Below are 13,835 nucleotides of genomic sequence, written 5' to 3'. Positions count from 1 at the left end.
TTGGGTTGGCACATGGCACTGCACCACGGGTCCGCGCCGTTGCTCGACGTTCTGTGGCGGCGCGCGGAGCGGGAGCCGGAGCGGGTCGGATACCTGGAGGCGGTCGACGGCGACGAGCCGCTGCGCGGACTGTCCTACGCCCGGCTCGCCTCCCGCGTCGAGGAGGTGGCGACGGCGCTGCGGGCGGGCGGCGTTCGGCCCGGGGAACGTGTCGCGATCGCCCTGCCGGGCGGGTTGGAGTACCTCGTCCGGCTGCTCGGCTGCCTCGCCGCCGGTGCTGTCGCCGTGCCGCTGCCGCCGCGGGCACGGGCCCGCGACGAGGACGAGTCACCACGGGCGCGGCTCGCCGCCCATCCGGTCGTACGCGCCAGCGGTGCCGTCGCCGCGTTCACCGCGCCGGACCTGCTCGACCTGCGCGTCACTGCCGACCCCACACATGCCGCGCCGACGCCCGAGGGCGTGGCCGTGTTGCAGTACACCTCCGGCTCCACCGGCGTGCCGAAGGGCGTGATGGTGACGCACGACAGCATCGCGCACAACCTCGCCGCGATCACGTCGGGCATGTCGCTGACCGAGGCCGACCGCGGTCTGGTCTGGCTGCCGCCCTACCACGACATGGGCCTCTTCGGTGGTCTGCTGTCGCCGGTGTGGTCCGGTATGTCGATGACGCTGCTGTCCACGGAGGCTTTCGCGCGGCGGCCGCTGTCGTGGCTGCGGCTGGTGAGCGAGCACCGGGTGACGTTGTCCGGCGGCCCGAACTTCGCCTTCGACGCGTGCGTCGACCGGATCCCGGCCCAGGAGCGGGCCGCCCTGGACCTGTCCGCGTGGGAGATCGCCTTCGTGGGCGCGGAGCCGGTCCGAGCCCGCACCCTGCGCCGCTTCGCCGAGGCGTTCGCCGTCGCGGGCTTCCGGCCCGAGGCGTTCTACCCGTGCTACGGCATGGCCGAGACGACGCTCATCATCAGCGGCGGACGCCGTGGCGGCGGGCTGCGCACGCTGCCGCCCGACCGGCCGCGCCGACCCGAGCAGGTTTCCTGCGGCCACGCTCTCGGCGGACTGCGGGTGCGGGCGGTCGACCCGGACACGGGCGTCGAGATGCCTCCCGGGGACGTCGGTGAAATCGTGGTCAGCGGAGCGAGCGTGACACGCGGCTACTGGCGCGACGAGGCCGCGACGGCCGCTGTGTACGGGTCGGACGGGCTGCGCACCGGGGATCTCGGCCGGATCGTGGACGGCGAGGTCTACCTCACCGGTCGCCGCAAGGACACCATCGTGGTGCGCGGCCGCAACCTCGCGCCCGAGGACATCGAGGAGGTGGCCCGGGCCGCGGACCCGGCGCTGTCGGGCAGCGTAGTCGCCGCGTTCTCCGTCGACGACGGCACCGAGCGGCTCGTGCTCGCCGCCGAGACGCCGACGCGGGGCCCCGACGCCGCCGATCCCGGTCCGCTGCTGGCGCGCCTACGCGCCGCGATCGGCGATGCCTTCGGTGTGCAGCCCCACGCCGTGCTCGCCGTACGGCGGGGCAGCCTGCCCCGCACCACCAGCGGCAAGGTGCGGCGTTCGGTCAGCCGCGACCGGTACCTCGAGGGCACGCTGCGGGTGCTCGCGGAGGACCGGCTGCGCGACGCGCCGGCGCAGATGCCGCCGCTGCCGAGCCGGGCCGAACTCGACGCGCTGCCCACCGACGAGCGGGTCGCCGTGGTGGCCGCCGCGCTGCGCGCCCGGCTGGCCGCGTTCGTCGCACCGTCCGGAGAACGGCCCGACGATCTGCTGGACGGCGACGCCTCGCCGGTCGCCGCCGGGTTGGACTCGCTCGCGATGGCCCAGCTTCACGGCGACCTGACCGCAGCATGGGACGTCGGGCTGCCGATGTCGGCGCTGCGTGCCGCGGCGTCCGTCACCGAGCTGGCCGGGGCAGTCGTCGCGCACTGGCCCACCGGCACCGGGCCGGGCGTGCGGCCCGGCGCCCTGCCCGGGCAGTCACCGGACGACGAGACGGGCGAGAGCATCGCCGAGGCGAACCTTGCCGCGACGCGGTATCTGGAGCAACGTCGCCCGGGCACGTCCATGTACGTCCTCGGCCGGGCCTTCCGGCTGCCCACCGACGCCGACCTCGACGCGCTGCGAGCGACGCTGCGGCTGCTCGGGGCGCGGCACCCGGCGCTGCTCGGCACCCCGCCCGGCAGGTCCGCCCCGACCGGCGAGCTGCCGTTGCACACCGTCGACGCGCGCGGACGCGACCGGGCCGAGGTCGCCGCGCTCGTACAGGCCGCCGCGCGCGCGCCGTTCGGGCCCGGCGACGCGCGGCTGCGCGCCACCGTCGTCGACGCCGGCGTCGACCGGTTCCTGGCACTCGCCGCGCACCACGCCGCAGTGGACCTGTGGTCGGCGTCGATCCTGGTCGGCGAGTTCGCCGCCGCGTACCACGCCTTCGCCGCGGGCCGAACGCCGGAGCTGCCGCCCGCCGGTCCCCCGCCAGGGGCCACGACGGCCCGCGGCGCCGACCGGGCGGCGCTACGTGACTGGTGGGCCCGCACCCTGCGGGAGCACGAGGACGCGGCGTTGCCGGTCGACCGGACCGGCGACGGCGCGCCCGGCGGGCCCGCCGGGGCGGTGCGCGGCCTGCTGCCCGAGGTGACCCGCGACGACGTCGCCAGCACCGCCACCGCCCTCGGCACCACGCCGTTCACGGTGCTGTTCACCGCCGTCACCGCGGTCCTCGGCGGTTACAGCGGGGCCGGCGCGGTGACGGTCGGCGTGCCGGTGGCGGCACGCACCGACCCGGCGGTGCGGAACACCGTCGGGTTCCTCGCCAACACCCTGCCGATCCGCGTCGAGACCACCGGGGCGGTCACCGCCGCCGACCTCACCGCCCGGGCACACGCCGCGATCACCGGGGCACTGGACCATCACGAGCTGCCGTTCGCGCAGATCGTCGTCGCCGCCGGCGCGTCCCGGCCCGACGGCCGCAACCCGCTGTTCGACGTCATGTTCGTCTATCACGCGCCGCCACCGTTCGCCCCCTCCGGCACCGCGGCACTGGCCCTCGGCGCCGCCGGCCAGCGCCTCGACCTCGGCGGGCTCGTGCTCACCGCCGAGCCGGTCCTGCCGACCGACGCCCAGGTGCCGCTCTGCGTCGAGGTGGCGCACACCGACGCCGGCACCGCCATCCAGGTGCGCTACGCCACCGACCTGTTCGACCCGGAAACCGCCACCGCCATCGGCGCTCGCTGCGCCGACGCTGTCCGCCGGGTCGTCGCCGACCCCGCCGTCCCACTCGACGCGCTGCTGGCCGACGACACCGCGACGGCGCCCGCGGCAGCGGCGGTCACGGCCGGCCCCGACCTACTCGCCAGGATCGACCGGGTACGGCGACGCGACGCCGTCGCCGTCCGCCACGGCGCCCGCTCGCTGACCTACGCGGCACTGGAGCGCCACAGCACCGAGGTGGCTCGCCGGCTGCGCCGACTCGGCGTCGGACCGGAGGTCGTCGTGGGCGTCGCGGTGTCGCGCACCGAACGGCTGCCGCTGGCGCTGCTGGGCATCCTGCGGGCCGGCGGCGCGTACTGCCCGCTCGACCTCACCCTGCCGCCGGCCCGGCTCGCCGCGGTGCTCGACGAGGCCCGGCCGAGCGTCGTCGTGACCGAGTCGACGCTGGTCGACCGCGTGCCGACCGGGCCGCGTCGTCTACTGCTCGACGAAGTGCACGACAGCGGGGACAGCGCCGCCGGGCTTGCACCGCCGCTGCCACCCGCCGTCGTGCATCCCGACCAGCTCGCCTATGTGCTGTTCACCTCCGGCTCCACGGGCCGGCCGAAGAGCGTCGCGCTCACCCACCGCGGGCTCGCCGCGTTCGCCGCGTGGGGTGTCGAGGCGCACCGCGCCGACGAGTGGCGGGGGGTGCTCGCCGGCACGCCGCTGAGCTTCGACCTGTCCGTCTTCGAACTGCTCGTCCCGCTCGCCGCCGGCGGGACCGTCGTCGTCGCCGGCCACGCGCTGGACCTGCCGCGGCTGCCGGGCCGCGAGCACCTGACCCTGCTCAACACCGTGCCGTCCATCGCCGCGCACCTGCTGCTGGACGGGTTGCCGGCAGGAGCCGGCACCGTGAACCTCGCCGGAGAGCCGCTGCCGGCCCGGCTCGCCGCCGAACTGCACCGGCAGGGCGTGCGGCGCGTCGTCAACCTCTACGGCCCGACCGAGGCGACGACGTACGCCACCGGCGGTGAGGTCGACCCGTCCGGCAGTCGACTCGTCGACATCGGCACCGGGTTGCCGGCGGTCACGGCGGTGGTGCGTACCCCCTCCGGCCGGCCGGCCGGCGACGGGGTCGTCGGCGAGCTGCACCTCGGCGGCCCCCAACTGGCCCGCGGCTACCTCGGCCGCCCCGCCGGCACGGCCGAGCTGTTCGTGCCCGACCCGGCCGGCGGGGGCCGGCGCGAGTACCGCACCGGCGACCTCGCCCGGCGACGCCCTGACGGCACGCTGCTCTACCTCGGCCGCGCGGACCGGCAGGTCAAGGTGCGCGGCGTTCGCATCGAACTCGACGAGGTCGAAGCCGTCGTCGGCGCGTACCCGGGCGTCGCGGAGGCGGCGGTCGGCGTGCATCGACCGACCGCGTCCGACGCCCTGCTCGTCGCCTACGTCAGCGGCGCGGCGACCGATGCCGAGCTGCGCGAGCACACCGCCGCGCGGCTGCCCGCGACGATGGTGCCGGCCCGCTGGATCCGCCTCGACCGGCTGCCGCGCAACCGGCACGGCAAACTCGACCGGGCGGCCCTGGCCGCCGTGCCCGTGCCCGTGCCGGCGGCCGAGCCCGGCGCGGAGCGGCCGGCCAGCCCCACCGAGCGCCTCGTCGCCAGCGTGTGGGCGGAGGTGCTCGGCACCGACCGGCCCACCCCGGACACCGACTTCGTCGGTGCGGGCGGGCACTCACTGCTCGCCATGCGGCTCGTGGCGCGGCTGGAGGAGCGCACCGGTGCCCGAATCACCCTCGACCGCCTGTTCGACGCGCCGACCGTCGCCGGGGTGGCCGCGCTCGTCGAAAAGGCACTCGTCGCGACGACGCCCGTCTTGACGGAGCCCGTCGAGACGGTGAAGTCGCACCCGCTGACATTCACGCAGGAACGCATGTGGCTGCTGCACGCGCTCGACCCGGACAGCGCGGCCTACCACGTCGCCGCCGAGGTCCGCTTCGACGGTCCGCTCGACGGTGCCCGGCTGGAGCGCGCGCTGCGCGCCGTCGTCGACCGCCATGCCGGGCTGCGCGCGCACCTCGCGCCCGACGGCGCCGCGCAGCACGTTCTTCCCGCCGACGGCGCGCCGTGGGTCGCGCTGCCCACGGACGACGTGCCCGCCGACGACGCCGACGCGCTCGTCGCCCGGCTCGCCCGGGAGCCCTTCGACCTCACCGCCGCGCCGCCGTGGCGAATCCGCCTGCTGCGGGTCGCGCCCGAGCGCCACCGTCTCGTCTTCGTCGCCCACCACGCGATCTGCGACGGCTGGTCGCTGGAACTGCTCGCCGGGGATCTGACCCGGGCCTACCGCACGGACGCTCCGCTGCCCGCCGCCGGCTCCGTCGCACACGTCGCCGCGGCGCAGCGACTGCGGTGGGCCGACACCGCCCGGACCGAGCTGGACTGGTGGCGCGAGCGCCTCGACGGCCTACCCGATCTGCGCCTGCCCGCCCACCGGCGGCCGGCGGGCGACGCGCGACGGCCGGCCGGGCAGGTCCACCACGAGCTGCCCGTCGACGTCACCGCCGGCCTCACCGCGCTCGCGCGGACCGTCGACGCCACCCCGTTCACCGCCCTCGCCGCCCTCCTCGCCGCCGCCCTCGGCGGGCACGCCGGGCAGGACCGATTCGGCATCGGCATGGCCGTCGCCGGGCGCAGCGGCGCCGGCACCGCCGACGTGTTCGGCTGCCTCACCAACACCGTCGTGCTGCGCGCCGACCTGACCGGCGCGCCGTCGATGCGTGAGCTGGTGACGAGGATGCGCCGTGAGCTCGTCGGCGCGCTGGCCCACGGCGACGCACCGTTCGCCGACGTGGTCCGTGCCGCCGCGGCCGGGAACGCGGCGACCACCCCACTGTTCCAGGTGATGCTGGGCGATCAGCCCGCCGGCGTGTCCGTCGACCTCGACGGGGTGACGGCCCGGACGGTTCCACTGTCCACCGGCACGGCGAAATTCGATCTCAGCGTGCTCACCGAGACGCTGCCCGGGGGTGCCGTCCGGCTGGCCGTCGAGTTCGACGCGGAGATGTTCGACGCGGCCACCGTTCAGCGCTTCACGGAACGCACCGGCCGGCTGGCCGCCGCCGCCGTCGACGCGCCTGACCAGCCACTCTCGCACCTACCGCTCGCGGACGCCGCCGACCTGACGCTCGTCGACGACTGGGGCGACGGCGGGCCGCTCCCGGACCCCGGCGCCGGTTGGCTGCACGAGGCCGTCCTCACTGCCGCGGCTCGGGTGCCGGACCGGATCGCGGTCGCCGCGGCGGGCGTGTCCCTGACGTACCGCGCGCTGCGCCGCCGGGTCGCGCAGCTCGCCGCCGGGCTGCGGGCGCGCGGCATCGGCACCGAGGACCTGGTCGCGATCTGTCACTCGCGCACGGTGGACCTGCCGGTGGCGATGCTCGGCGTGCTCGCAGCCGGCGCCGCGTACCTGCCGGTGCGGGACAACGACCCGCCGGAGCGGCGCGCCGCCATGCTCCACGACGCCCAGGCGCGGCTGGTGCTGGCCGACGCGGAGACCGCGAGCTGGCTCGACGGGTACGGCGTGCCGGTGGTGAGCGTCGACGAACTCGTCGCCACCGCCGAGCGCGCCACCCGCACGGCGGATCCGGCCCCACTGGTCGACCCACGCCAGCTCGCCTATGTGCTGTACACCTCCGGCTCGACCGGGCGTCCGAAGGGCGTCGGCGTGACCCACGAGGGCGCCCTGGCCCGGATCGGCTGGGGCATCGCCACCTTCGACCGGCACGAGCTGGCCGGGCTGCTCGCCGCCACCTCGATCGTGTTCGACCTCTCGCTGTTCGAGCTGTTCACGCCGCTGGCGGCGGGGGGCACGGTGGTGCTGGCCGAGTCGGTGCTCGACCTGCCGGCGCTGCCGGACCGCGACCGGGTCACCATGGTCACGACGGTGCCCTCAGGCATGTCGGCGCTGCTGGACATCGACGGCTGGCCCGCGACCGTGCACACCGTCGGGCTCGGCGGGGAGGCGCTGTCGCCGCGGCTGGCCCGGCGCGTGTGGGAACGCGGACCCCGACGGGTGGTGAACCTCTACGGCACCACCGAGGACAGCTTCTGCTCGACGTGGGTGGAGCTGCACCCCGACGACGTCCTGATCACCACCGGGCGGCCCCTTCCCGGCTCGCGCGTCGTCGTGGCCAACGCGGCGCTGCTGCCCGTGCCGCCCGGCGTGCCCGGTGAGATCGTGTCGGCGGGTGCGGGCGTCTCCCGCGGGTATCTCGGCCGCCCCGGACTCACCGCGGACGTCTTCGTGCCCGATCCGGCCGGCCCGCCCGGACATCGGCAGTACCGCACCGGCGACCACGGCCGGTGGACCGCGGCCGGACTGGAGGTGGCCGGCCGCCTCGACCATCAGGTGAAGATCCGCGGGCACCGGGTCGAGCTGGGAGAGGTCGAGGCGGCGATCGCCGCGGTGCCCGGGGTCGCCGAGACGGCGGCGCTCGTCGACGGTGCCCCCGGCGCGTCCACCCGCCGGCTCGTGGCTTTCGTGCGTCCGGACGGCGAGCACGGGGTGCTCGACACCGCCGGCATGCGGGCCGAACTGCGTCGCCGGCTGCCCGACTACATGGTGCCCGCCGCGGTCGTGTTCCTCGACGTCATGCCACGGACGCCGTCGGGCAAGCTAGACCGGGCGGCCCTGGCAGCGCTGCCGATCTCCGGGGCGGAGGGCACGGCGGCCCCCGGCGACGCGCCACGGGGTCAGACGGAGACCGCGGTCGCGCTGCTCTGGCAGGGCATGATCGGCGTGTCCCGGGTGACCCGCGACGACCGGTTCTTCGAGCTCGGCGGCGACTCCCTGCTCGCCGCCCGGATGACCACGCGGCTCAATGACCGCTTCGGGGTGGCGGTGCCGCTGCGGCAGATCTTCGAGGACGACCGGCTCGCGGCCTTCGCCCAGCGGATCGACGAGGGGCTGCGAGCCGGGTGAGCCACGACGTGAACGGGGCCCGGCCACGCGGTGCGGCCGGGCCCCGCCGCTCGTGGCTCAGCGCCGCCGCAGCCGGGCGCGTCCGGTCAGCGTGGCGACGTCGACGGTGGCCGCGCAGCTCACGTCGACGAAGTCCAACGTCAGCTCGCCGTCGAGAGTGAGGCTGTCGGCACCCGCGTCCAGGTCGGCGCGAGGGCCGTCGAGGTCGCCGGTGAGGCTCACCCCGAGCTCGGCGCCGCCGTCGGTCTGCGCAAATCGGAGGTGCACGTAGCCGGAGTCGAGCGCCTCCCGCAGCCGCTCGGGCGAGGGGGACGGACGCAGCACCAGCTCGACCGGATGGTCGCCGGCGCAGAGCCGGGTCACGAGGTCGGGCCCGTCGTCACCGGCGACGACAGGTGCGGGGGCCGGCGCCGCCGCAGACCCCTCGGCGGCCCGTTCGGCGAGGGCGCGGCGCAGGCTCAACGGCCGCATGTCGGTCCACGCCTGGTCGATGTGGGCCAGGCAGTCCTCACGCGCGCCGACGAAGCCGGTGTGATACCAGCCCTGCGGCGGTTCCAACCGGGCGGGCCAGACCGAGTACTGCTCCTCGTCGTTGCGCACAACCTGGTACGCGTCGTGGTCGATGGCGCTGGTCATGAACGGATCTCCCTCCGTGGCCGATTCGGCGGGCCGGCCGGGCCGGTCAGTCCCGCACGCACAACTCGTTGCCCTCCGGATCCGCGAGCACGGTCCAGTCGTCGTGCTCGCTGAGCACGGAGGCGCCGAGGGCGACGAGCCGGGCGACCTCGCCCGGGCGGTCCTCGGCACGCAGATCGAGGTGGACGCGGTTCTTGGTGATCTTCGGCTCGGGCTCGAGCACGAAGAAGAACCGCGGTCGCACACCGGGCGCGGCCTCGACGAGGACCGTCGGGTCGTCCTCGGGGTCGAGGATGCCCTCGCCGGCCAGACGGGCGAGCTCCTCCTCGTCGTAGGGCGCGACGGCGTACCCGTCCAACGCCGCGGCCCAGAACCGGGCCAGCGACGCGGGGTGGCGGCTTTCGACGACGACATCGTGGATGGTGGCCATCACGTCAGCCTGCCACGTCCGGCGCGTCAGCCCGCGCCTCGGCGGCGAGGGCCAGTGTGGGGTCGGCGGCGGCGAGAACCGCGAGGTACTCCTCGATCAGCCGGCGCACCACCTGTGCGGGATAGACGTCGGTGGCGTGGGTGACGGTGCCGTGCAGCCCGTCGGACCGCAGCTCCAATGCCACCGCCAGTTCGACGTCGGCGCGCCCGGTGTCGACGTCGACCACGCCGATCGACACGCCGGGCGCCGGGCGCAGTTCGGCGGCGTCGGTGAGCAGGTCGAAGGTCACCGGCGACGACGCCACACCGGGCATGACGGACAGCGGCACCCGCTGGTCGGCGTAGGCGTCGACGACGACCTCGTTGACGCGGCGCAGCACCTCGCCGAATGTCGGGGCGCCGCTCAGGTCGGCGCGCAGCGGCAGGGTGTTGACGAAGTGGCCGACGAGCGCCGGGGTGCCCGGCTCGACCCGGTTGGCCAGCGGCACCCCGACCACCAGGTCGACGCCGCCGGTGAGGCGGTGCAGCGTCACGACGAACGCGGCGAACAACAGCACGAAGGGAGTGACACCGGCCTCGTCCTGAAGCGCCCGCAGACGGGGCTCGATCGTGCCGGGCACGGTGAAGCGCAGCGCCGCGCCCGCGCCACCGGGCGTCGACGTGGCCGCGCCGCACCGTCCGGGCAGTTCCAGCGGACCTGGCGCACCGGCAAGGCGGTCGCGCCGGCGCCTCACGGCCGAGGCCGCCTCTGCGCCGGCCAGCCATTCGCGCTGGCGACGTGCGTGGTCGCGGTAGCGAACGGTCAGCGGCGGCAGGGGCCCGCCCACCTCTGCGGCGTCGCCCAGCACCAGCAACTCCCGGCCGAGCACCGCGCGGGAGGCGCCGTCCCAGGCCAGCGGGTGGGCGGTCACGAGGAGCACGTGATCGTAGTCGGACAGCCGCAGGAGAACCGCCCGTACCATCGGGCCACGGGCGAGGTCGAACGGCCGCCTGACCTCTGCCGCCACTACCTCGGCGATCGCCGCCTCGTCGGCGTCGACGACCTCGACCACCGGCTCCAGTTCGGCGTGGACGACCTGATGCGGCTCGCCGTCGGCGACATCGACGGTCGTCCGCAGCGGCTCGTGGCGGCGCACGACGACGTGTACCGCGTCGAGGACCGCCTCGGGGTCGACGATGCCGGTCAGCCGGGCGGCGAGGGGCTTGTTGTGCCAGCCGGCGCGCTCGGCCTGTTGCCACAGTCGCATCTGCTGCGGGGTGAGCGGGAAACGCTCCGCGTCGTCATCGCGCGGCTGCCGGGCGTCCTCGGCGTGCGGCAACCTACCCTCCAGGTGGGTGGCGAGCGCGGCCACCGACGGCATCTGGAACAGCGTGCGCAGCGGCACCTCCACGCCGAGCACCTCGGCGATCCGCGTCTGTAGCGCCGCCAGGTGCAGCGAGTTGCCGCCGAGCTGGAAGAAGTTCTCGCGCACGTCGAGGTCGGCCACGCCGAGGACCGGCCCGAAGACGTCCTCGACCAGCCGCCGCTGCATGGCGGTGCGGGCGGTGACGGCCGGGCGGTCCTCGTCCGGCCGCAGCCCGGTCAACGTCGCGGGGTCAGGCAGCGCGGCCCGGTCCACCTTGCCACTGGGCAGAAGCGGCAGCGCGTCGATCGGCACGATCACCTGCGGCACCAGGTACCCGGGCAGGAGCTGTCCGAGCCATTCGCGGATCTCGCCGGAGGTGAACCCGGCCGCACCGGCGGGCTGGACGTAGGCGACGAGATGCCGTGAGTCGGTGGTGTCGCCGCGCACGACGACGACGGCCTGCCCGACACGAGGATGTGTGCCCAGCGTGGCCTCGATCTCGCCGATCTCGATGCGGTAACCGCGGATCTTGACCTGCCGGTCCACCCGGCCGAGGAACGACAGGACGCCGTCGGCGCGGTAGGCGGCGAGGTCGCCGGTGCGGTACAGCCGGCCGCCGGGATGACGGGCGAACGGGTCGGGTACGAACCTGTCGGCGGTCAGACCCGGCCGGTGCAGGTAGCCGCGAGCCAGCCCGGTGCCGCCGATGTACAGTTCGCCGCCGACGCCGACGGGCACCGGGTGGAGCCGCTCGTCGAGGACGTACGCCTGGTGATTTGGCATCGGGGTGCCGATCGGCGGCATCCGGTCGTACGGCCGGTCCAACTCCATCAGGGTCATCATGACGGTCGCCTCGGTCGGGCCGTAACCGTTGATGAGCCGCCGCCAGGGCCGCTGCCAGCGGGTCGCGAGCGGGCCTCCGAAAGCCTCGCAGCCGATGAACTGGATGCGCAGCGAGGGCGTCGCGTCGGCGTCGAGGAGTTCGAGCACCGCGGGCGGGATGTCGAACACCGTCACCTGCTCCGCCTGGATGAGCCGGGTGAGCGCACGTGGATTGAGCACGGTCTCGCTGTCCGGGATGACCAGGCGGGTGCCACCGCAGAGGGCGATGAAGATCTCGAGGACGGACACGTCGAAGCAGACGGTGGCGTACTGCAGTACCGCGTCGCCCGGGTCGACGCCGATGTCGTCGAGGGTAGAGCGGATCATGTTCGCCACCGCCCGGTGCGAGATCATCACGCCCTTCGGCCGACCGGTCGAGCCGGAGGTGTAGATGACGTAGGCGAGCGCATCCAGCGGCACCTCCGGCAGCGCGTCGGTCGGCGCGGCAGTGCCGGTCGCGGACGGCACGTCGTCGACGGCGAGCACGGGTGCCGGCTGCGCCGGCAGGACGTCGCGCAGCGCGCCGGTGGTGCACACGGCCGCCACGGCGGCGTCGCTGAGCATGCCGGCGATCCGGTCGGCGGGGTGCGTGGGGTCGAGCGGCACGTAGGCGGCGCCGGCCTTGAGGATGCCGAGGATTCCCACCGGCAGCGCGACCGAGCGGTCCACGAACAGCGCGACGAGCGCGTCCGGGCCGACACCGGCGTCGCGCAGCGCACGGGCGACCAGGTCGGCACGCCGGTTCAACTCCCGGTAGGTGAGTTGGCCGTCCGGGGCGCTCACGGCGATCGTGTCGGGCCGCCGGGCCGCCGCTCGCTCGACGAGCCGGTGCAGGCTCTCCAATTCGTACGCCGCGTCCGTGGAGTTCCACTCGCCGGTGACGAGCACGGCCTCGGCGGCGTCGAGCAGCGGCAGGTCCGACACCGCTCGGTCCGGGTCCCGAGCGACCTCGGCGAGCAGCGTGGTGAAGTGCCGGGTCATCCGCTCGCAGGTCACCGGATCGAACAGATCGTCGTCGAACTGCAGCCGGCCGACCAGCTCACCGTCGAACTCGCGCAGGTCGATGGTGAGGTCGAACTTGGCCACGCCGTTGTCCAGCTCGACCGGGCTCACCGTGAACGGGCCGAACCGCTGGTCGGCGGGTGGGCTGTTCTGCAGCACGAACATGACCTGGAACAGCGGGTTGCGGCTGGTGTCACGGTCGGGCTGCAGGTGCTCGACGAGCCGCTCGAACGGCAGTTCCTGGTTGGCGTACGCGGCCAGCGCGACCTGCCGGACACGCGCGACGGCCTGGCGGAACGTCGGGTGACCGGACAGGTCGGCGCGAAGCACGAGAGTGTTGATGAAGCACCCGATGAGCGCCTCGGTCTCCGGCGTGGTCCGGCCGGCCACCGGGGTGCCCACGACGATGTCGTTCTGGCCGCTGTAGCGCGCGAGCAGCACATCCACGGCGGTGAGCACGACCATGAAGAGTGTGGCATCGCCGGCCCGGGCGACCGCGCGCAGCGCGCGGGTGGTCGCGGCCGGGATCCGGACCGGACAGGTGGTGCCGGCCAGGCGCCGCACGGCGGGGTGTGGACGATCGGTCGGCAGCTCCACCGTGCGCGGCGCGTCCCCGAGCCGGTCGCTCCAGTGCCCGAGCAGCCGCTCCAGCCGCTCACCGCTGAGGCGTCCGCGCTGCCAGGCGGCGAAGTCGCGGTACTGGATCGGCAGCGGCGGCAGCGGTGATTCCCCGCCGTCGGCGAGAGCCTGGTAGATGGTGGCGATCTCGCGGACGAGCACGTCGTCGGACCAGCCGTCGGAGATGATGTGGTGCGTCAGGTGCAACAGCAGATGCTCGTCCTCGCCGAGGCGCAGCAGCCAGGTGCGGAACAGCGGGCCGCCGGCGAGGTCGAACGTGTCGCTGCGGTGCTCGGCGACGAACCGCGCTGCGGTCGCCCGTGGGTCCGGCTCGGCGCGCAGGTCGACCGACTCCACCACGACCGGCACGTCGGCGAGCACGACCTGGCGCGGCTCGCCGCCGACGGTGGTGAAGCGGGTACGCATGATCTCGTGCCGGCGCACCACCTCGGCCAGGCTGCGTCGGAACATCTGCGGGTCGAGGGGGCCGCGCAGGCGCACGGCGAGCGGGATGGTGTTGTACGCGCTCCTGCCGCCGAGGAAACGGTCGAGCAGCCAGAGCCGCTCCTGGGAGTAGGCAAGGACGGCCGGCCCGTCGTCAGGCAGTCGGGGTATGCCCTCGGGACCGGCGCGCCCGGCGGTCCACCGTCGCAGCAACTCCGCCCGCGCCGGGCTCAGTGCCGCCCGTCGCCCTGTGATGTCCGCCGATCCGGCCATCGCTCACCTCCGTGCCTCGACTGTGGA

General features: G+C 74.9%; 3 protein-coding genes and 1 pseudogene. 1 reads left to right on the top strand and 3 read right to left on the bottom strand.

The window, feature by feature from the left end:
• Nucleotides 1-12 precede the first annotated feature (12 nt).
• Nucleotides 13-8,178: an amino acid adenylation domain-containing protein gene (locus ACIA5A_RS23510; RefSeq protein ID WP_396766123.1), complete on the top strand. Its 8,166-nt coding sequence runs from the start codon at nucleotides 13-15 to the stop codon at nucleotides 8,176-8,178.
• A 423-nt stretch (nucleotides 8,179-8,601) separates the two neighbouring features.
• Here the strand turns inward: ACIA5A_RS23510 and ACIA5A_RS23505 are convergent.
• The 3 genes and pseudogenes from ACIA5A_RS23505 to ACIA5A_RS23495 all read right to left on the bottom strand — a co-directional run.
• Nucleotides 8,602-8,814: pseudogene (locus ACIA5A_RS23505) on the bottom strand (MbtH family protein); the annotation flags it as partial.
• Nucleotides 8,815-8,860: 46 nt separating this feature from the next.
• Nucleotides 8,861-9,244 (bottom strand): VOC family protein, encoded by a 384-nt coding sequence (locus tag ACIA5A_RS23500; protein WP_396766120.1) that lies wholly within the window; start codon nucleotides 9,242-9,244, stop codon nucleotides 8,861-8,863.
• A 4-nt stretch (nucleotides 9,245-9,248) separates the two neighbouring features.
• Nucleotides 9,249-13,808 carry an amino acid adenylation domain-containing protein gene (locus tag ACIA5A_RS23495; protein WP_396766117.1) on the bottom strand — a complete coding sequence of 1,520 codons (4,560 nt, stop codon included), beginning with the start codon at nucleotides 13,806-13,808 and terminating at the stop codon, nucleotides 9,249-9,251.
• Nucleotides 13,809-13,835: the final 27 nt, after the last annotated feature.

The organism is Micromonospora sp. NPDC051300, from assembly GCF_044455315.1.
GTDB classification, from domain to species: domain Bacteria; phylum Actinomycetota; class Actinomycetes; order Mycobacteriales; family Micromonosporaceae; genus Micromonospora; species Micromonospora robiginosa.
The sequence above is the reverse complement of the archived record's forward strand: the minus strand, read 5'-3'. Positions and strand labels throughout refer to the sequence as shown.